This is a genomic window from Erwinia sp. AK-PDG3-5 (assembly GCF_056821705.1).
This window is the reverse complement of sequence record NZ_CM165967.1, coordinates 2,354,912-2,374,059: the sequence shown is the minus strand read 5'-3', so window position 1 is coordinate 2,374,059 and position 19,148 is coordinate 2,354,912. Positions and strand designations below refer to the sequence as shown.

General features: G+C 56.7%; 17 protein-coding genes and 1 pseudogene. 14 read left to right on the top strand and 4 right to left on the bottom strand.

The features are described from left to right. Nucleotides 1–16: 16 nt before the first annotated feature. From AC1UKS_RS10955 to idnD, 3 genes are read left to right on the top strand one after another with little or no spacing between them, the layout of a single operon-like run. Nucleotides 17–1,306 (top strand): MFS transporter, encoded by a 1,290-nt coding sequence (locus tag AC1UKS_RS10955; RefSeq protein ID WP_265910533.1) that lies wholly within the window; start codon nucleotides 17–19, stop codon nucleotides 1,304–1,306. Nucleotides 1,307–1,322: 16 nt separating this feature from the next. Continuing rightward, nucleotides 1,323–2,690 (top strand): MFS transporter, encoded by a 1,368-nt coding sequence (locus AC1UKS_RS10950; protein ID WP_482436844.1) that lies wholly within the window; start codon nucleotides 1,323–1,325, stop codon nucleotides 2,688–2,690. A gap of 9 nt (nucleotides 2,691–2,699) precedes the next feature. Continuing rightward, nucleotides 2,700–3,743, top strand: coding sequence for an L-idonate 5-dehydrogenase (gene idnD, locus AC1UKS_RS10945; protein WP_482436841.1), 1,044 nt, complete (start codon nucleotides 2,700–2,702; stop codon nucleotides 3,741–3,743). A 71-nt stretch (nucleotides 3,744–3,814) separates the two neighbouring features. Here the strand turns inward: idnD and acuI are convergent, their stop codons facing one another. Next, entirely contained in the window at nucleotides 3,815–4,798 is a 984-nt protein-coding gene (gene acuI / locus AC1UKS_RS10940) for an acrylyl-CoA reductase (NADPH) (protein ID WP_482436839.1), read from the bottom strand. Between the two features lie 177 nt (nucleotides 4,799–4,975). Here acuI and AC1UKS_RS10935 point away from each other — a divergent pair, with 177 nt between their 5' ends. Together AC1UKS_RS10935 and AC1UKS_RS10930 are read left to right on the top strand one after the other, a co-directional pair. Further along, nucleotides 4,976–5,644 (top strand): SDR family oxidoreductase, encoded by a 669-nt coding sequence (locus tag AC1UKS_RS10935; RefSeq protein ID WP_482436838.1) that lies wholly within the window; start codon nucleotides 4,976–4,978, stop codon nucleotides 5,642–5,644. 263 nt (nucleotides 5,645–5,907) lie between these two features. Beyond that, nucleotides 5,908–6,171: pseudogene (locus AC1UKS_RS10930) on the top strand (hypothetical protein); the annotation flags it as partial. A 406-nt stretch (nucleotides 6,172–6,577) separates the two neighbouring features. Here AC1UKS_RS10930 and AC1UKS_RS10925 read toward each other — a convergent pair. Next, entirely contained in the window at nucleotides 6,578–7,531 is a 954-nt protein-coding gene (locus tag AC1UKS_RS10925; RefSeq protein WP_482436837.1) for a quinone oxidoreductase family protein, read from the bottom strand. Between the two features lie 62 nt (nucleotides 7,532–7,593). Here AC1UKS_RS10925 and AC1UKS_RS10920 point away from each other — a divergent pair, with 62 nt between their 5' ends. Then, on the top strand, nucleotides 7,594–8,073 hold the full coding sequence (locus tag AC1UKS_RS10920; protein ID WP_482436836.1) for a MarR family winged helix-turn-helix transcriptional regulator: 480 nt from the start codon (nucleotides 7,594–7,596) through the stop codon (nucleotides 8,071–8,073). Nucleotides 8,074–8,084: 11 nt separating this feature from the next. Here AC1UKS_RS10920 and AC1UKS_RS10915 read toward each other — a convergent pair whose 3' ends face one another. Further along, nucleotides 8,085–8,753, bottom strand: coding sequence for an aspartate/glutamate racemase family protein (locus AC1UKS_RS10915; RefSeq protein WP_482436834.1), 669 nt, complete (start codon nucleotides 8,751–8,753; stop codon nucleotides 8,085–8,087). Between the two features lie 228 nt (nucleotides 8,754–8,981). Here AC1UKS_RS10915 and AC1UKS_RS10910 point away from each other — a divergent pair, with 228 nt between their 5' ends. Together AC1UKS_RS10910 and AC1UKS_RS10905 are read left to right on the top strand one after the other, a co-directional pair. Further along, nucleotides 8,982–10,223, top strand: coding sequence for an alpha-hydroxy acid oxidase (locus tag AC1UKS_RS10910; RefSeq protein ID WP_265910539.1), 1,242 nt, complete (start codon nucleotides 8,982–8,984; stop codon nucleotides 10,221–10,223). Between the two features lie 18 nt (nucleotides 10,224–10,241). Further along, nucleotides 10,242–10,943: a molybdate ABC transporter substrate-binding protein gene (locus AC1UKS_RS10905; protein WP_482436833.1), complete on the top strand. Its 702-nt coding sequence runs from the start codon at nucleotides 10,242–10,244 to the stop codon at nucleotides 10,941–10,943. A gap of 7 nt (nucleotides 10,944–10,950) precedes the next feature. On the opposite strand, the gene AC1UKS_RS10900 is transcribed toward AC1UKS_RS10905, so the two are convergent. Continuing rightward, complete coding sequence (locus AC1UKS_RS10900; protein WP_482436832.1) at nucleotides 10,951–11,988, bottom strand: LacI family DNA-binding transcriptional regulator; 1,038 nt, start codon at nucleotides 11,986–11,988, stop codon at nucleotides 10,951–10,953. A 237-nt stretch (nucleotides 11,989–12,225) separates the two neighbouring features. Here AC1UKS_RS10900 and AC1UKS_RS10895 point away from each other — a divergent pair, with 237 nt between their 5' ends. The 6 genes from AC1UKS_RS10895 (at nucleotide 12,226) to AC1UKS_RS10870 (ending at nucleotide 19,129) form a co-directional block, all read left to right on the top strand. Then, nucleotides 12,226–13,539: an MFS transporter gene (locus AC1UKS_RS10895; RefSeq protein WP_265910542.1), complete on the top strand. Its 1,314-nt coding sequence runs from the start codon at nucleotides 12,226–12,228 to the stop codon at nucleotides 13,537–13,539. Nucleotides 13,540–13,595: 56 nt separating this feature from the next. Next, the gene (locus AC1UKS_RS10890) at nucleotides 13,596–14,744 is read left to right on the top strand and encodes a lactonase family protein (protein ID WP_482436830.1); all 1,149 of its coding nucleotides are present in this window, start codon (nucleotides 13,596–13,598) and stop codon (nucleotides 14,742–14,744) included. 63 nt (nucleotides 14,745–14,807) lie between these two features. After that, entirely contained in the window at nucleotides 14,808–15,512 is a 705-nt protein-coding gene (locus AC1UKS_RS10885) for a hypothetical protein (RefSeq protein ID WP_482436829.1), read from the top strand. A gap of 74 nt (nucleotides 15,513–15,586) precedes the next feature. Continuing rightward, complete coding sequence (locus AC1UKS_RS10880) at nucleotides 15,587–16,978, top strand: c-type cytochrome (protein WP_482436828.1); 1,392 nt, start codon at nucleotides 15,587–15,589, stop codon at nucleotides 16,976–16,978. Next, the gene (locus tag AC1UKS_RS10875) at nucleotides 16,962–17,498 is read left to right on the top strand and encodes a sugar dehydrogenase complex small subunit (protein ID WP_482436826.1); all 537 of its coding nucleotides are present in this window, start codon (nucleotides 16,962–16,964) and stop codon (nucleotides 17,496–17,498) included. The genes AC1UKS_RS10880 and AC1UKS_RS10875 overlap by 17 nt, the downstream gene beginning before the upstream one ends. After that, nucleotides 17,495–19,129, top strand: a complete 1,635-nt coding sequence (locus AC1UKS_RS10870) for a GMC family oxidoreductase (RefSeq protein WP_482436824.1) — start codon at nucleotides 17,495–17,497, stop codon at nucleotides 19,127–19,129. Before AC1UKS_RS10875 ends, AC1UKS_RS10870 begins: the two co-directional genes overlap by 4 nt. The last annotated feature ends 19 nt before the right edge of the window (nucleotides 19,130–19,148 follow it).

Below are 19,148 nucleotides of genomic sequence, written 5' to 3'. Positions count from 1 at the left end.
ACGCCGAGGTACTACCATGAACCAGACCCTTGCAGGGACATTGCCCGCCAGCCGCTGGGGGAAACTGATCCCCATCGCCTTTATCACTTACAGTCTCGCCTATCTGGACCGCGCCAATTATGGCTTTGGTGCGGCGGCCGGACTGGCAGAAGATCTGAATATCACCCCAGGCATCTCTTCCCTGCTGGGCGCCCTGTTCTTCCTCGGCTACTTCTTCTTTCAGGTGCCTGGCGGGATTTATGCGGAAAAGCATTCGGCAAAGCGTCTGATTTTCTGGAGCCTGATCCTCTGGGGAATTCTGGCTGCGGCCACTGGCATGGTGCACAACATTGCCCTGCTGGCGGCCATCCGCTTCCTGCTCGGTGTGGCGGAAAGCGTGGTGATGCCGGCGATGCTGATCTTCCTGAGCCACTGGTTTACCCGCGCGGAACGCTCGAAAGCCAACACCTTTTTGTTCCTCGGCAACCCGATTACCGTGTTGTGGATGTCAATCCTCTCCGGTTATCTGGTCAATGCCTTTGGCTGGCGCGGGATGTTTATTATCGAAGGGGTGCCCGCTATCCTCTGGGCCTTTATCTGGTGGGCGGTGTATGCCGACCGACCGCGCGATGCTAAATGGCTGAACGACAGCGAAAAGCGATCCATAGAAGAAGCGCTGGCGGCTGAGCAGGAAAATATCAAGCCGGTGAAAAACTACCGTGAAGCGTTTCGTTCACCCAAAGTGCTGGCGCTGGCCTTTATCCACTTCTTCTGGAATATCGGCATGTACGGTTTCATTATGTGGCTGCCGTCGATGCTCAAATCCGCGTCCGGCCTCGGCATCGTCGCTACCGGCTGGCTTTCTGCCGCCCCTTATGTGCTTGCCATTCCGCTGATGCTCGCCGCATCCTGGTTCTCCGATAAATTCCAGCAACGTAAATTGATCGTGGTGTTGTTCCTGGGACTGGGGGCCGTCTGCTTTATTGCCTCGTTCAGCATTGGTGCGTCGCACTTCTGGCTCTCCTGGTCACTACTGGTGATTGCCGGCGGCGCGATGTACACGCCGTACGGTCCGTTTTTTGCCGCCATCCCTGAAATGATCCCGCGTAACGTGGTCGCTGGCGCCATGTCCTTTGTGGTGTGCTTTGGGGCGCTGGGTTCCTTCGTCGGCGCGTGGATTGTCGGTTATCTGAATGGCGTCACCGGCAGCCCGGATGCGTCTTATGTCTTTATGGGCGGATCGCTGGTGTTTGCGGTGCTGCTAACCGCTCTGACCCGGTTCAGCAGTCAGACGCCGGTCGTGGCCAAAACCACGTCAGCTTACTGACCACCGGGAGGTAAAAATGACCATAAAACCCACCCTTTCACGCCTGAGCATTCTGATGATGCTGTTTGTGGTGACGGCGATAAATTATATGGACCGCGCTAATCTCTCGGTGGCCGGTTCCCATATTCAGGGACAATTTGAGCTGTCCCCGACGCAACTCGGACTGCTGTTCTCGATGTTTACCTGGTTTTATGCCATGAGCCAGATCCCGGTGGGCTATATTCTCGACCGGGTAGGCTCCCGGATCCTGTACGGCAGCGCTATCGTGCTGTGGAGCGTCTTCACCTTTGTGATGGGCTTTGCGTCTCACCATATATTCGCCACCGCGACCGCATCCTTTGCGATGCTGCTGGTCTGCAGGGCGTTAATTGGCGTGGCGGAAGCACCCTCGTTCCCGTCCAATACCAAAATCATTGCCAGCTGGTTCCCGGACCACGAACGGGCGCGCGCCACGGCGTTTTACTCCAGCGCGCAGTATATTGGCCTGGCCTTATTGACGCCGTTGCTGTCGTTTATCGTGGCCGAATATGGCTGGGAAGCCTCGTTCTATCTGTCGGGCGGCGTGGGAATTATTTTTGGCATCTACTGGCTGATTGCCTACCGCGATCCGCAGGACAGTAAAAAGGTTAACGACGCTGAGCTGGCCTACATACGTGACGGTGGCGGTTACGGCTCGTCCAATCAGCAAGGGGGAAATGGCAAAGTAAACTGGGCCAGCGTGAAGCACATTCTGCGTCAGCGCACCGTCTGGGGACTGTTTATTGCCCAGTTTGCGGCCTCCTCCACACTCTATTTCTTTCTGACGTGGTTTATTGTCTATCTGGAGAAAGGACTGGGCTTATCGATTGCCAAAGCCGGGATCGGCGCGATGTTCCCTTACCTGATGGCGATGGCTGGCGTGCTGTGCGGTGGAACCCTGAGCGACATGCTGCTGAAAAAAGGCCGCAGCCGCACCTTTGCCCGCAAGCTGCCGGTGATGGCCGGTTTGCTGGTCACCACGTCAATCGCACTGGTGAATTTCTTCCAGCACAGTCCGACCATCGCCATCGCCATTCTGTCGGTCGCCTTTTTTGCCAATGCGTTTTCCAATCTGGGTTGGGTGGTATGCAGTGATGTGATCCCCCGTCATCTGATTGGCACCATCGGTGGATTCCTCAACATTTTCGGTAACCTTTCCGGGATTATCAGCCCGATAGTGATTGGCGTGATCCTGCAACGCACGCAAAACTTCCAGTACGCCATGTGGTATATCGCCGCCGTGGCGCTGATCGGTTTTCTCGCCTACTTATTACTGGTGGGTAAAATTGAGGTGATTTCGCTGCCGGACGATCGGGGGCAAGAAAAAGAGCCACAGAAACCGTTCAAAAAACCGTCCAAAGCCTGAGGATTTGTTATGAAGCAGAAAGAGATAGTTGCCAGCGTGGTCAGTGCCGCGCATGACGTCAGCAACCAGTCGCGTACCATTGAATGGGCGGATGACAAGGTGCTGGTACAGGTTGAACGCGGCGGAATTTGTGGCTCGGATATTCACTACTTCCAGCATGGCCGTGCGGGGATGTCAGTGCTGAAAGAGCCAATGACGTTGGGCCACGAATTTGTCGGCCGCATTGCGGAAGCCCCGGCAGACAGCGGCCTGAAGGTCGGTCAGCGCGTGGCGGTGAACCCTTCCCAACCCTGTAACGCCTGTGAATTCTGCCTGTCCGGTAAGCAGAACCTGTGCCGCACCATGAAATTTATGGGCAGCGCGCAGTTCTTCCCGCACGTTCAGGGCGGCTTTGCCAGCTTTGTCGCGGTCACCCCGGCGCAATGTGTGCCCTATTCCGATAAGGCCGATGCGAAGGTGATTGCCTTCGCCGAGCCGTTGGCCGTGGCAATCCATGCGGTGCATCAGGCGGGTGACCTGGTCGGCAAAAAAGTGCTGGTGACCGGTTCCGGGCCGATTGGCTGTCTGGTGATTGCGGCGGCGTTTGCGGCGGGTGCCTCAGAGATTATCGCCACCGATATGAGCGATCGTTGCCGTGCGCTGGCGCTGGACATGGGCGCATCGCAAGCGGCCGATCCAACCGATGGCGAGGTCACCGGTAAATGGCAGGAAAGCAGCGGCTATTTTGACGTCTGTTTTGAGGCCTCTGGCGCGCCGGCGGCCATTGCTTCCACCGTGGGCTTTACCCGTCCGAAAGGCCGGATTGTTCAGCTCGGCATGGGTGCCGCAACGGTCGACTTCCCGCTGGGGTTGATGCTGGTGAAAGAGATTGAGCTGGTTGGTTCATTCCGCTTTATCAATGAGTTCGACATTGCCGTGCGCTGGCTGGAGAGTGGTCGAATTAATCCTCTGCCGCTGCTTTCTGCGGTGTTCCCGCAGCAGGACGTGGTGAAAGCGCTGGAGATGGCCAGCGATAAAAGCCAGGCCGCCAAAGTCCAGCTGACCTTTAGTTAATGCTCACCGCCCGGGATCGCCATCCCGGGCACTCTCTGCAGGCACCAATCTGCCACGATGCCTTTTTCTTATCAGCGGCAATCCACCACCAGTCTGCCACGCACCTTACCGTCCAGCAGCTCAACGGCTCTCTCCGCCACCTCGTCCAGCGTACAAACTCCGGCAAGACCAGCCAGCTGCTCTTTTGAGAGTAAGGACGCCAGTCTCTCCCAGACGGCTGCGCGACGCTCTGCCGGATAGCGCACGCTGTCGACCCCTTTCAACGTCACGGCACGCAGAATAAAGGGCGCGACGGTGGCGGGCAGATCCATTCCCTGAGCCATGCCGCAGGCGGCCACCACGCCGCCGTAATGCAGGCTGGCACACACGTTACTCAGCGTATGGCTGCCAACGGTGTCTACCGCCGCACTCCAGCGGGATTTTTGCAACGGCTTGCCGGGCGCGTTCAGCTCATCACGGTTAATCACCGTCGAAGCACCCAGCGATTTCAGCAGCCAGTCATTCTCCTCAACCCGCCCGGTCGAGGCTTCAACGGTGTAACCCAGCGCCGAAAGCAGGCTGATGGCAAAACTGCCTACGCCGCCCAACGCGCCGGTCACCAGCACCGGACCTTGCGCAGGAGTGATACCACAGGCTTCCAGCGCTTCCACACACAGCATGGCAGTGAAGCCTGCGGTGCCAATCGACATCGCCTGTTGGGCCGTTAACGAAGATGGCAGCGGCACCAGATGCTGGCTGGCAACCTTCGCTTTCTGCGCCAGACCACCCCAGCTGCTTTCGCCGACGCCCCAGCCGGTGAGCAGCACCTTATCGCCCGGTTTGAAATCGGCGCTGTCGCTTTCACTTACCGTGCCGGCAAGGTCAATCCCTGGCACCATCGGGAAGGATTTAAGGATCGGGCCGCGCCCGGTGATCGCTAACGCATCTTTGTAATTCAGCGAGGAGTATTCAACGTCAACCACCACGTCACCCGCCGGAAAGGCCGACGGCGCCAGGGTTTCGATGCCCGCCCGATAGCCTTCGTCATCTTTGCGGACCATAAGTGCTTTAAACATACCGACTCCTTTCAGACCGTGGGTCTGTTTTAATCAGAAAGACTCAGCAGGCCAGGCCTGCCAGAAAGTGATGAATCAACAAGACAGTTCTGCATTATCTGCTGCCAGTCACTGAATGCTACCCCGATCTGCTACAGTTGGGGCACCGGTTTTTTTTCTTCACTAAAGGGAAAGCATATGGAAACCTCAAAACAGGCGCTGATTATCGGTGCTTCACGCGGCATTGGACTGGGTCTGGCCAACACCCTGGCGCAGCGCGGCTGGAAAGTGACGGCCACCACCCGCAATAACGCCCCTCTTTCCGATTCAGGCATCTACTGGCTGACCGCTGATATCAACGAGCCCACCCAACGACAGACGCTGAAGAATGCCATTGAAGAGCAAAGCTTTGATCTGATCTTCGTCAACGCCGGTGTGTTTGGGCCAGATCATCAGGATATCGAACAGGCTAAAGATGATGAGCTGGCCGCACTGTTCCTGACTAACGCCATCTCCCCGGTGCGCTGCGGTATGGAATTACAGCCGCTGCTCTCTTCAACCGGCATCCTGGCGTTGATGACCTCTCAGTTAGCCAGCCTGAACGAAAATACCAGCGCGACCTACCCGCTCTATTCCGCCAGCAAAATGGCGCTGAATATGCTGTCCCGCACGTTAGCGGCCAAAATGACCACCGGCCAGACGCTGTTAAATGTTCATCCGGGCTGGGTGCAAACGGATATGGGCGGAGAAAACGCCACTCTGACCGTAAAAGAAAGTACCGCTGGAATAGTGGATCAGCTCGAACTCTGGTCTGGTAAAGGCGGCCATCATTATATTGATTATGCTGGCAAGCAGCTGAGTTGGTAGCCAATGGCGGTTGCTGATTATTAGTTATTGTCTCATCACAATGTTATTCGTTTGTAATGCCGAAGTTTAATAATTTCGGCATTACAAACCACCGCGTTTATTTTGAACTCTTGCATTTTTCCTGGGTCTGAATCTGGGGTGTATACCGTTACTTTTAATTAAAGTAATAAATAGCTGGAGAAAATCTGGTCAGCAGAGCTGACCGTCGGTAGAAAGGGAAAGTATTCTGCCGGGAAAGGAATCAATAACTGAGGGATTGAGTGATGTGCTACAGAGATGAAGTTATACGTTATTTACAGGCTAATAACATCCTCGCATTAAAGCTGGACCACGCATTGTCGGGCGTGGGGAAGGCGGTATTAAACCAGATTGAAACCACAGGCGCTGGGGCTAAGCGGCTGTTGTATTATACATCCTGCTTTACTGATGAGTATCAGGACGTCTGCCAGCGGCAGAAGAACGAAGATATCCGTTTCAAAAATGGCGTTATCTATCTCCTTCAGAAAAGTAACGTCGTCTATGACATGCCAATATCATCTACCGTGACACCTGGAACCAGCGTGTCTGCGCATGAGAACACCTCAGGTTGTTTGGTATAATTAAAATTACAGTCGGATTAAACAAGCATGACTAAAATCGACTTAACGTGGTTTTTAGAAAAAATGGTATTTTTAAGTTGTATTCTTGCGCCAATATTGTTATCGGTTCTTCTGGCGATATTTATCGGGTATTTTTTCTATACAATTAGCATTGTTTATATTGCAATAATAATATTGCTGGCTATCCTCTTTGTCGCTGGGTTTATCCAGTAAAAAAAGATTTTATATGAAACGCTTTTTTATGGGTGTTGAGTAATGATGTTCATATCAAAAACGTCCGGCAAACACCCGTTATCCGGACGTTTTGATTATGTTGATGATTGTTCCAACCCCGTTAAACCGTAAACACCGTGCGCGAAGCGCTGTCATCCGCTTCCCAAACCTCCGTAACGCGTGAAAGTGCCACTGGGTTGGTGGCGAGCTGGAATCCCGCCGGTACGGCCGCTTTCAACAATCCTTTCAGTGTACGCAGTAATCCCCGATCGGACACGCTGCCCAATCCGCTGCCCATCAGGGCGATTGCCTTTGAACGCAGGATCGCGCTGGATAAAGGGATCTCATTGCCGCTCATTGACCCGACCTGCACAAAGCGCACTGGCTTGCCGTCTTCCGCCATTTTTGCGGCGGATGTCAGCAACTGTCCGGCGGATTTTCCCCACAGATAATCGATCACCACATCGACACCTTGCGCAAACTGTTCGCCGAACTGTGCGTTTAACGCTTCCTCTTCCTGCGTCAGCGGGATCACCACATCTGCCCCTAACAGCGTCAGTTGTTCCAACGCGGCGGGATTGCGTCCGGTAGCGATAATCTTTTTGGCCCCAAGGTAGCGGGCAATCTGCACCGCCAGCTTGCCCGATATGCCGGTTGCGCCATTGATTAGCACCGTTTCGCCGATCTGCAGCTGCGCCCGTTCCGTTAACGCCGCCCAGGAAGACATTCCGGGATTGGCAATCGCGGCCGCAGTGATGTCGTCGAGATCATCCGCCAGCGCGATGCACTGCGCGGCAGGCACTAAGGTCTGCTCTGCCATGCTGCCGTAAGGCGCTACCGGCTTGATAAAATAGACCCGCTGCCCGTCGTCCTGAATACCCACGCCATCAATTCCGGCGATAAACGGGTATTGCCCGCTGGCGCTGTAATGCTTGCCTGACGCGCGATTTTTTACCAGATGACTCAACGCCGCGGCTTTCACCACGATCCTTTGAGCATTGGCCGTGGCGACCGGTTCTGCATAGTCCCCGTAAATCGGTAACTGCCCTGCTGTTGTTACTATGGCGGCTTTCATCGATTTCCCTCTGTCAGTGAGAATAATTAGGTGTATAATGCACACATTAAATGGGAGATCGTATGTCGTCAACTAATAATGTGCAAAATACACATATCAGCCAGCAGTTGCATAAGCTGCATCGGGCGATACTGGAAATTGTCGCGGTGATCAACCGTCCTCAGGGCGATGAGGTGCTGATTAAAGAAGCCGGGATCAACCTTGAGCGCGCCCTGTTCCCGTTACTGGTGGGAATTGAACGCTTTGGGCCGATTGGCGTGGTGGAACTGGCCGAACGGGTTGGGCGCGATTACACCACCGTCAGTCGCCAGGTGGCCAAGTTAGAGAACAGTGAACTGGTAGAGCGTCGCCCCAGCGAAGCCGATCGTCGGGTCAGAGAAGCGGTTATCACGCCGAAAGGCAAAACCATGACCGATCATGTTGATGCGGCGAGGGAAAGAATGGCGAAGGAGATCTTCGCCAGCTGGCAGGATGAGGATGTTGAGCAGCTGGTCAGGCTGATGAGCAAGTACGCCACGGCGTTGAAGAGCAAGATTGCCTGACCGGCTACCGTTTACCGGTTTTGTTGCGCCAGCACGCTGGCCTTCATTCTTTTCACCGCCGCATGAGGCGCGGTCAGTACCGGCACCGTCACCTGTGCACGGACGTCCGCCGCGGCGCGTGATGTGGAGAAGTGCGCCAGCATAATCACATCACAGTGAGCCAGCTCGTTGGCTCGGGCCGCCACCAGCCGGTTATGCCCTTCCGCATCCCCTTTTTTCATCAGATCGATGGCATCCGCCACCAGCAGCGTGGTCAGCGTCGCTGACGAACCATGCTCAGCAACATAGTCATTAAACTCTTCGGTCATGGTTTCAACTGACGGGCCGAAGGTTGCCAGCATGCCAATATTTTTGCCCTGCGCCACCGCTTCATGGAACATCGCTTCATTGGGCTTGAGCACCGGGATCGGCACGCTGTCTGCCAGTCTGTCGATAGCCGGACCAAATGCCGAACAGGTAATCAAAATTCCGTCGGCCTGCATGTCGTAGCCATACTGGCCCAGGCGAACAAAGCGTTCAATCATTGGTTCACTCAGCTCCGATGCCCTTGAACGATCCAAAGACAGACCATCGTCGAGCAGGTTTACCAGCTCGGCTTCTGGCCACTCTTCTCTGAAAGCCGTATGGATCGGCTCCATGGCGACGGGTGTGGCATGCAGTAATACAATTCGTGTGGTCATGACTGACTCCGGGTTGGCATCTGTAAGCGTGCCACTAATGTAAGGGCTTACAAATATGTCTGTAAAGTGAAGTGGATCACATAAAAGCACGCGGTTAGCGGCAAGGTGTTATTGAAATGTTAGTGAGTATTGACCAAAATTGATAGCGCTTACAAAATAAATTCCACTCCGGCAAGGCAGGCTCCTCCTGTCTGCCGGGACGCTACTGACGGAGTGTGAGAACGCCTTATGACATCACCTGCCAACTCTTCATCTTTACCCAATGTCGCTGCCGCCAGTCCGGCAAAGGCTGACAGTAATCCGGCGGTAAAAAAACTGCCGCGCCACTTCCGCGATCTGCTGGCGCTGGATGACTTTGAGCGCCACGCCCGCCGCCGTTTACCGAACATGATCTATCAGTATGTCGCGGGTGGCGTGGAAACTGGCCGGGGCATCGCCGGCAACTTTGAGGCGTATCAGCGTTATGCCTTCCTGCCCCGCATGTTCCGCGACGTCTCCGGACGCGACCAGCGCACCACCCTTTTCGGCCATACGTATCAGCACCCTTTCGGCGTGGCACCGTTGGGCGGCGCGTCGTTTGTCGCCTATCAGGCGGATGTGGCGTTAGCGAAAGCCGCCCGCGAGATGAATGTGCCGATGATCCTCAGCGCGTCTTCGCTGGTGAAGCTGGAAGATGTGCATGCGGCCAACCCCGATGCCTGGTTTCAGGCCTATCTGGCCGGCGATCAGCCGCGCATCGATCGTCTGATCGATCGGGTTGCCGCAGCAGGCTATAAAACGCTGGTCGTCACCGGCGATACGCCGATGTTGGGCAACCGTGAGCACAACACCCGCAGTGGCTTCAGCATGCCGATTAAAATCACGCCAAAAGTGGCGTTCGAAAGCGCCATGAGCCCTCGCTGGCTGCTGGGAACCGTGGCGCAAACCTTTTTACGCCACGGCGCGCCACACTTCGAAAATACCGATGCCGAACGCGGGCCACCGATGATGTCGAGTAAAGTGCGAAACACCCAGGCGCGTGACAAGCTGAACTGGAAAAACGTCGAAGCGATCCGTAAAAAATGGCGCGGTAATCTGGTGGTTAAGGGCCTGATGTCGCCAGAAGATGCCTTTATCGCCCGTGATCTGGGCGCGGATGCGGTGATCCTCTCCAACCATGGCGGTCGTCAGCTGGATTACACCTTCCCACCGCTCTATTCACTGGAAGAAATTGCCGCGAAAAAAGGCGCGATGAAGGTGATTATCGACAGCGGTATTCGTCGCGGTACCGACGTGATGAAAGCGATGGCGCTCGGTGCAGACTTTGTGTTTCTTGGCAGACCGTTCCTGTATGGCGCGGTGATTGGCGGCCAGGCGTGCGTCGAACATGCGATGCATATCCTGCGCGATGAAATTGACCGTGACCTGGCGCTAATCGGCGTGCGCACCCCCGGCGAGCTGGACAGCAGCTACCTCCGTCGTATGCCCTGATCTGTAAGGAAATTGACTATGACTTCTGCACTTCCGATCCGCCTGTTCAACGTGCTGGCAATCCGCGCACCCTTTGTTGAATTGCAGACTGAATGGGAACGACAGCATGCTGATAAACCGTTGCTGATTGACTGGAACCCGACCACGGTGATTGAGGAAAAGGTGGCGCGCGGCGAACGGGCCGATGGCACCATTGTGACCGCACCGGCGATGGACAAGCTGATCGCCGACGGCCGGATTGTGCCGGGTAGCCGGGTAGAACTGGTGGATTCGCAGGTGGGGCTGGCGATGCTGCCCGATGCGAGGGTGCCAGACATCAGCAGCGTCGCGTCGCTAAAAATAGCGCTGCTGAATGCACGCTCGGTGGGCTATTCGCTGGCCGGTGCCAGTGGGCTTTATTTCCAGACGCTGCTGAAAACCCTGGGGATAGAACAGCAGGTGAACGCGAAAGCGACCACCATTCCGGAAGGATTCACCGCCAGCCTGCTGCTGGAAGGCAAAGCGGATATCGCCGTGCAGCAAATCAGCGAGCTGTTGATGGTGAAAGGCATCAGGGTGATTGGACCGCTGCCGGCTGGCGCAGAAAAGGTGCTGTCGTTTTCCGGCGGGGTGTTTACCGATGCCGCCAATCCAGACGGTGCTGCACTGTTGCTGAACAGCCTGCGGACCGCGGCGGCCCGCGAGGCGTTTGAAAGTTTTGGACTGCAGTGGCGTAACTAGCCGACCGTTACTTGCTTACCACGCGGGGCGCCGAGCCGGTGCTGCCGCGTACAATCAATTCCGGTTTCAATATCGTCTGGCGCACGCCGGTCTCACCGTTTAATTCCGCCAGCAAAAACTCTGCGGCGCGCACGCCAATCTCATCCAGCTCCACCCGCATGGTGGTCAGCGGATGCTCCAGATGCTCGGAATACTCGTAGTCGTTAAAGCCGGTGATCGAAATATCATTGGGGATACGCAGATAACGCTCGCCCGCCGCCCGCATCGCACCAAACGCCAGCAAATCGTTACCGCAAATCACCGCCGTTGGCGGATTGGGACCATCCAGCAGCTGGAACATCGCCTGACGCGCATCGTTCATTGAAAACGCGCGGTTAAACAGATTGCGATCGTCAAGGCTCAGACCCGCCGCCGCCAGCGCCTGACGCGTGCCGGTAATCCGATCGGAAACGCGGTCGTTGGACGGCGGCGTACCGACAATCACGCCGAAATTTTTATGCCCCAGCGCCAGAAGATGGGCGGTCATCTCGCCCGCCGCCAGCTCATTATCATAGCCCACGCTGGGATAGCGCTGGTCGACCGAAAAGGTCTGAATACAGGGAATATTCTGCTGGGTGATCCGATCCCACAACTTAGGATGGTGCGAATTCCCCACCAGCATCAGCGCATCAATGCCGTACTCCACCAGCTTGTTCACTTCCTTCAGCTCGGTGTCCGGATCGAAGTCAGAATTCGCCAACAGCATCGTATAACCCGACTGGTGGATCTGCTGCTGGAAGGTCGCCAGCGGGCGGGAAAAGGTCTCTGTGGCCAGCGTCGGCACCACCGCGCCGATGGTCATACTGCGGCGCGAGGCCAGCGTTCTTGCGGCCCGGTTGATCACGTAGCCCAGCTCTTCACATGCCTGCTCCACCGCCTCGCGGCGCGACTGCCTGACGGTGGTACTGCCGTTCAGCACCCTGGAAACGGTCGCCGTGGAGACCCCCGAACGCAGCGCAACATCTTCCAGTGAAACCCTCGACGGAGGTAAAGGCTTATCGGACATGATCGGACTCCAGGCTGAAATTAGTGACGTCGTCCACAAAGTTTGCAGACAGGCAAAGATTCATTTTGAAAGCGCTTACTTTTAGCTTGACTGATTTTTGTAATCGCTTACTTTTAACATCATATTATCAAATATAGCGTCTGGTTTCACCAAATGATAACAACGAGCCGTGCCGGAGCACCCTCCTCTGACACCGGCCTCGCCCTTAAAAGCACCGAGATAATAAAGGAATTCACCATGCGTAGATACCCACGGGTCCGCTGGCTGATGATCGCGTTTTGTTTCCTCGCCATCGCCATCAACTATATAGACCGCATTAATCTGGCCATCGCGGCACCTCACATTAAAGCGGATTTGGGGCTGGATGACACCAGCATGGGTCTGATCCTCGGGGCTTTTTTCTGGACCTATGCCCTGATGCAAATTCCGGCTGGCCGTCTGATTGACCGCGTGGGTGCCCGTACCGGCCTGGCGATTGCCGTGGGCTGGTGGTCACTGTTCACGGTGTTTACCGCCTTTGGTAAAGGCTTCACCTCAATCTTCGCCTCACGCCTGATGCTCGGACTCGGCGAATCCGGTGGCTATCCGGGCTGCGCCAAAGTGGTCTATTCCTGGTTTGCTAAAAAAGAACGCGCCACCGCCAGTGGGATCTTCGATGCCGGTCCGCGTGCGGGCAGCGCCATCGCCCTGCCGCTGGTGGCCTGGCTGATCAGCACCTGGAACTGGGAAACCTCGTTTATCGTTACCGGTGCGCTGGGGCTGATTTGGGTCGGCGTCTGGCTGGCGTTCTACCGCGAACCGGAAGAGATGAAAGGTCTGGACGAGCAGGAGCGCCAGAATCTGCTGGAAGATCGCAGCGTGCATGTGGTCGATAAGAGCGAAAAAGTGCACATCGGCGCCCTGTTCCGTTACAGAACGGTGTGGGGAATGATGATCGGCTTCTTCTGCATGAACTTCGCCACCTACTTCTTCGTCACCTGGTTCCCGACCTATCTGACCATGGCGCACGGCTTCTCCCTGAAGGAACTGGGTACGCTGGGCGCGATCCCTGCGCTGATGGGCATCCCCGGCAGCCTGCTCGGTGGCCTGGCCTCCGACTGGATGTACCGCAAAGGCTACTCGCTGACTACCGCGCGTAAAACCTGTCTGATTGCCGGCATGTTGCTGTCATCGGTGATCGCGTTTGCCGCCTTTACCGACAGCATTACGGTGATCCTCACCCTGTTCTCGCTGACCTATGCCGGGCTGGCCTTTACCGCCGCCAATATCTGGACCCTACCGGCCGATGTGGCGCCCAGCTCCGGTTACGTTGGCACCCTCGGCGGCATCCAGAACTTTGCCGGCAATCTGGCGGGCATCGTCACCGCCTCCTTCACCGGTGTGATGCTGACGCTGAGCCACGGCTCCTTTGTCATCCCGTTGCTGGTTGCCGGTGGGATATGCCTGTTCGGCGCCTTTAACTTCCTGTTCATCATGGGCAAGGTTGAGCCGCTTGAGCTGAAAAAAAAGCCCGGGGTGACTAACGCCATCCCTGCCGACCGTCAGGCCTGATCCCATAACTCTAATGACGGCGGCTTCCCTCTCTCCTACAAAGGCAAGGATTGATCATGAAACGCAGTATTTACGCAGGCGCACTGGTCTCGATGATGTCGATCAGTGCAGGCAGTCAGGCCCAGAGCCTGCTGTATGTCTCTAATGCCGACAGCGGAACGGTTACCGGCTATCAGCTGGATAAACAGCAGATGAAACTGCTGCCGACCGGTACCTTCCCGGTGGGCAGTAAGGCGATGTCTTCCGTGGTTTCCCCGGACAAGAAAAAACTCTATGTCTCGGTGCGCAGCAAGCCTTACAACGTGGTGGTCTTCGATATCCAGCCGGACGGCAAGCTGGTAAAAGCAGGACAGTCGCCGCTGCCGGATAGCATGGCCTATCTGTCGATGGATAAAACCGGGCACTATTTGCTGAGCGCCTCTTACGGCGGCGATCTGTTCAGCATCAACCGCATCCAGAGCAACGGCCAGGTCGAGGCTCAACCGGTGCAGGTGGTGCACACCGGTAAACGCGCCCATGCCATTCAGGTAGATCCGAGCAATCATTATCTGTACGTCACGCTGTTAGGCGCTGACCAGCTGCTTCAGTACCATTTTGATGCGGCAACCGGCCACGTCACGCCAAACACGCCGCCGTTTATCAATATTCAGAGCGAAGCCGCCACCGGCCCGCGCCACTTTGTCCTCGCGCCGAAGCGGGACGGGCAAGGCAAGCAGAATATGTACATCCTGACCGAGATGGCGGGCAACATTACCCGCCTGACGCTGAATAAGGATGGCACCGCGACGCCGGTGGAAGACGTCAGCTCGGTCTCACCGAAAGAAGACCTGCAGCGCGGTGAAGCGCGTCCGTTGACCGGTGATGACGACCTGCCGCCATCGCATAAACCGCGCATCTGGCAGGCCGACCTGCATCTGACGCCGGACGGCCGCTATCTCTACTCGACCGAGCGCACCAGCAGTACCCTGTCATCCTTTTCCGTCGATCCTGAAAACGGGCATTTGACCTATATCACCAGCATCAAGACCGAGCAGCAGCCTCGCGGATTTGCCATCGATAAAACCGGGCGCTTCCTGATCGAGTCGGGTCAGAAATCCACCCAGCTTTCGCTGTACACCATCAACGGGACCACCGGTGCGCTGACGCTGGTCGGGCGCTATCCGACAGGCAAAGGCGCCAACTGGGTGACCATGGTCGAAGAGTAAACATTCATTGGGGCCCGGCGCGCTGATTTTGGCCGGGCTGCGTCTGCACTAACTGGAGTCATTATGAAACGTTCAACCCTTTCCGCCCTGCTCGCTGCGGGCTCGCTGGCGCTTAGCGCTATCCCAACCAGTCAGGCCGCCGAACAGGTGATTGCCACCCATCTTGAGCCGCTCCATCACGTTATCCTTGAGAACCAATATGTCACCGTGATGCGGGTAATGCTGCGTCCGGGCGAGTCGACGATGTTTCATGAACAGCATCTTGATTATGTGAATACCCACGTCAACGGCAGCCTGGTGAATATCTCCTACCCGGATAAACCGGCCAAAGATACCGAGATGAAAAGCGGCAACGTCAAGTTTGGCGCGCATCAGGGTAAATCCGAAACCGATAAGGTCACCAATACCGGCACCACGCTGAATCATCAGGTTTCTTTTGAGATCAAACAGGCCGGTCCGCTGAATTTCGGCGGCGCAACCCGTCCCGCATTGCCAGCATTCCAACAGGTGCTGGATCAGAAAACGGTAAGAGGCTGGAAGGTCACGCTGCAACCCGGTGAAAGCACCACGTTGTATACCCAGCATGGCCCCGGCGTCAGGGTGTTCTTTACCGAAGGCCGCCTGCTGACCGCCGTTCCCGGCCAGCCCAATCGCAACAAAGAGCAGTGGATCCACCGTGGCGATGCGATGTTGACCCAGCCAGGCAAAATCGAATTAACCAACGGCGGCGAGACCCCGCTGATTTTTAACGATTACGAACTGCTTTAACCCTGAGGCGCACGCAGAGGCGCCCTTTGCACCCTGTATAAAAAAACCGTTTTCTTTTTTAAGGAGCATGTCAGGTGAGACGATTATGTCTGCCTTTCGCCATCAGTCTGAGCCTGTTGTCGGCCGCCAGCGTTGCTGCGCTGCCGTCGCCCGATCTGATAGCGAAAGGAAAAATTATCGCGACCGCAGCCGACTGCGGGGCTTGCCACACGTCACCTCACCAGGGTGCACCGATGGCGGGCGGAGTCGCAATCTCCTCCCCAATGGGCAGTATTTATGCCAGCAACATCACCCCTTCACTGAGCGATGGCATCGGCCACTACAGCGAGGCAGATTTCGCCCGCGCCGTGCGGCAAGGGATCAACAAGCAAGGGCAACATCTCTACCCGGCGATGCCCTATCCCTCCTATGCAAAAATCAGCGATGACGATATTCACGCGCTGTACGCGTATTTTATGCATGGCGTGGCACCGGTTGATATTGCCCCGACCCACACTGCGCTGCCTTTCCCGTTCAGCATCCGCAGTTCGATGGCGGTATGGAATCTGATGTTTGCCGGAGACAAACCCTGGACGCCGACGCCTGGCGCCTCGGCTGAGGTCAATCGCGGCGACTATCTGGTGAACGCGCTGGCGCACTGCGATACCTGCCACACGCCGCGCAATGTGCTGATGGGTCAGCAAAACGATCGGGCCTTATCGGGGGGCAGCCTCGGCAGTTGGTACGCGCCCAATATCACCCCCGATCCGCAGTCCGGGATCGGCAACTGGTCAGCTACGGAGCTGGCTCAGTACCTGAAAACCGGGCATATTGCCGGCAAAGCTCAGGCCGCCGGTCCGATGGCGGAAGCGGTGGAACACAGCCTGCAATATCTGTCTGACAGCGATATCCAGGCGATGGTGGCGTATCTGCGCCAGATCCCCGCCGTCAGCAACGGCGCGGTGATGCCGAGGGACAGCTACGGCGCGCCGTCAGAAACTGAGCAGCAGGTACGTGGCCAACGCGGCACTGCCGACGCTGGCTGGGCGGTGTTCAGCGGCAGCTGCGCCAACTGCCATCAGCCTGATGGTCAGGGCAACGCGCGTTACCCCTCGCTGTTCCACAACTCGGCCACCGGCGCTGAAAATCCCGATAACCTGGTCTCCGCCATCCTGTATGGCGTGCACAGGACGGTGAACGGCGAAGCCATTTCCATGCCGGCCTTTGGAGCGGATGCCGATTTCACTACCCGTCTGAGCGACAGGCAGATTGCCGATGTCAGCAATTATGTGCTGAAAAATTACGGCAACCCGCAGGTGACAGTGACCGAGGCGCGGGTGAAAACCCTGCGTGAAGGCGGTGACACGCCGTTGCTGGTAAGGCTGACGCGTCCTGCTGTGTTGGTGAGCGCGGTAGTGGTTGTGGTGTTGCTCGGCCTGATGGGTATTTGGATCAGAAACAGGAGGCAACATGCCCGCAAACCGTAATACGCCTGCCGGGATAAGCCGTCGCCGCTTGCTGCAAGGAATGGCGGTGCTGTCTGCCAGCGCGGTTTGCGCCTCGCTGTTTCCGGCACAAATGGCCGAAGCACAACAGGCCGTCGACAGCGGCTTTGCGGGCCTGTCGGCCTTTTTAGTCAGCCGCCCAACCAGCCCGATCCTCAGCCAACGCTATTATCATGCGTTACAACGTCACTATCCTGACTTCCCGTCACGGCTGGCTGCGCTTTCGGACACCCTGAAAACGCATAATTTCGCCCATGTGGATGACTTTTTACAGGCGGTTAGGCCGGATGATGCTCTGTACCAGACGGCGGCATTGATCATCGGCAGCTGGTATACCGGCGTGGTCGGTGAAGGCGCGGACAGCGAACTGATCGCCTATTCCGAGGCGATGATGTATCTGCCTACCAAAGGGATTCTGGTGGTCCCGACCTATGGCGGCGGCCCGGATTCCTGGGGTAGCAAGCCCGTTGACCCGCAGACAGAGAAAGGAGCAACAGCATGAATAAAGTCGATGCCGATGTGATCATTATTGGTTCCGGCGTGATGGGCGGTCTGGTGGCAACCCAGCTGGCGAAGGCGGGAAAATCGGTGATTATCGTTGAGGCCGGTCCGCGCATTAAGCGCCAGGAGATTGTCGAACGCTTCCGCAATTCGCCGTTCAAAATGTCGCTGACCAATATGAAGCTGCAAGGGGTCGGTTCGCCCTATCCCGATTTGCCGCATGTGCCGTCCACCTATGGCGAGTATCTGCAACAAACCGGTCCGGTGAAATACCCGACCAAATATCTGCGGGTGGTCGGCGGCACCACCTGGCACTTCGGTTCCGCCCTGTGGCGGATGATCCCCAACGACTTCCGGCTGCAAAGTCTGTATGGCCGTGGTCGTGACTGGCCGTTTGGTTATGACGAGCTGGAAAGCTGGTACGGCAAAGCGGAAGCGGAACTCGGGGTTTCCGGCATGGATGGCCAGGATGAGAGTGGCCACGGAGGCCAGGCCTGGCCGCCGCGCTCCACGCCTTTTCCGATGGTCGGTCTGGAGCCGAGCTACCTGTTCAAGCGCCTGTCGGAACTGTTAGGCAACGGCGGTTACCACCCGGTGATGGAGCCGAACGGACGGGCCACGCGTCCTTACGGTAAGCGTCCGGTCTGTGCCGGGAATAACAACTGCAACCCGGTCTGTCCGATTGGCGCCAAATATGATGGCTCAATGCACATCGACGAGGCCGAACGGCATGGCGCACAGCTGCTGGATAATTCGGTGGTGTATCGTATCGAGGCCGATGATGCCGGGAAAATCACCGGCATCTGGTACAAGAAGCCGGACGGTTCTGAGCATCATCTGAGCGCCAATTATTTTGTGCTGGCGGCATATGGCATCGAGTCGCCCAAGCTGCTGCTGATGTCCACCTCCGAACGTTATCCGAACGGCATCGCCAACGGTTCCGATCAGGTCGGCCGCAACCTGATGGGCCATACCGGGATCAGCATGAACGTGATGATGAAAGAGGACGTCTGGCCGGGTCAGGGACCGACCGAGCTGCTGGTGTACCTGAATAACCGCGATGGCGCGTTCAGGAAGGATTTCCCCAGCTATAAGATCAAGGTGCGCAATACCGTGCCGACCGCGGACTATGCCGCCGGGTTGATTAAAAAAGGCGTGCTGGGCTCGAAGCTGGATCAACAGCTGAAAACCCTGTCAGCGCGGTCGCTGAACTTTGCCATCGATTTTGAAACGCTGCCGCTGGCCGAAAACCGCATTGTGCCCAGCAAAACCAAAAAGGATGCGATTGGCCTGCCGCTGCCGGAGATTTACTACAGCGTCACCGATTACTGGCATGCCGGCAAAGCCGAGGGGTTAAAAGATTTCGATAATTTCGCCCGTCTGCTGAATGCCGACGTGTCGAAAATCGATACCGGCTATCAGGATCGTCAGCACATTATGGGCACCACCATTATGGGCAACGATGCCAACACCTCGGTGGTCGACAGCAACTGCCAGACCCACGACCACCCTAACCTGTTTATCGCCGGGACCAGCGTGATGCCATCGGCCTCCTGCATGAACCCGACGCTGACCGGCGCGGCGTTAAGCCTGCGGCTGGCGGATCATTTGCTGAAGGTAGTGAAGGTGTAAGGTTTCGCGCATAAAAAAA

Bases quoted from the DNA above. Each gene is read 5' to 3' on its own strand.
- AC1UKS_RS10955 (WP_265910533.1), top strand. From the start codon at position 17: ATGAACCAGACCCTTGCAGGGACATTGCCCGCCAGCCGCTGGGGGAAA.
- AC1UKS_RS10950 (WP_482436844.1), top strand. From the start codon at position 1,323: ATGACCATAAAACCCACCCTTTCACGCCTGAGCATTCTGATGATGCTG.
- idnD (WP_482436841.1), top strand. From the start codon at position 2,700: ATGAAGCAGAAAGAGATAGTTGCCAGCGTGGTCAGTGCCGCGCATGAC.
- acuI (WP_482436839.1), bottom strand. From the start codon at position 4,798: ATGTTTAAAGCACTTATGGTCCGCAAAGATGACGAAGGCTATCGGGCG.
- AC1UKS_RS10935 (WP_482436838.1), top strand. From the start codon at position 4,976: ATGGAAACCTCAAAACAGGCGCTGATTATCGGTGCTTCACGCGGCATT.
- AC1UKS_RS10925 (WP_482436837.1), bottom strand. From the start codon at position 7,531: ATGAAAGCCGCCATAGTAACAACAGCAGGGCAGTTACCGATTTACGGG.
- AC1UKS_RS10920 (WP_482436836.1), top strand. From the start codon at position 7,594: ATGTCGTCAACTAATAATGTGCAAAATACACATATCAGCCAGCAGTTG.
- AC1UKS_RS10915 (WP_482436834.1), bottom strand. From the start codon at position 8,753: ATGACCACACGAATTGTATTACTGCATGCCACACCCGTCGCCATGGAG.
- AC1UKS_RS10910 (WP_265910539.1), top strand. From the start codon at position 8,982: ATGACATCACCTGCCAACTCTTCATCTTTACCCAATGTCGCTGCCGCC.
- AC1UKS_RS10905 (WP_482436833.1), top strand. From the start codon at position 10,242: ATGACTTCTGCACTTCCGATCCGCCTGTTCAACGTGCTGGCAATCCGC.
- AC1UKS_RS10900 (WP_482436832.1), bottom strand. From the start codon at position 11,988: ATGTCCGATAAGCCTTTACCTCCGTCGAGGGTTTCACTGGAAGATGTT.
- AC1UKS_RS10895 (WP_265910542.1), top strand. From the start codon at position 12,226: ATGCGTAGATACCCACGGGTCCGCTGGCTGATGATCGCGTTTTGTTTC.
- AC1UKS_RS10890 (WP_482436830.1), top strand. From the start codon at position 13,596: ATGAAACGCAGTATTTACGCAGGCGCACTGGTCTCGATGATGTCGATC.
- AC1UKS_RS10885 (WP_482436829.1), top strand. From the start codon at position 14,808: ATGAAACGTTCAACCCTTTCCGCCCTGCTCGCTGCGGGCTCGCTGGCG.
- AC1UKS_RS10875 (WP_482436826.1), top strand. From the start codon at position 16,962: ATGCCCGCAAACCGTAATACGCCTGCCGGGATAAGCCGTCGCCGCTTG.
- AC1UKS_RS10870 (WP_482436824.1), top strand. From the start codon at position 17,495: ATGAATAAAGTCGATGCCGATGTGATCATTATTGGTTCCGGCGTGATG.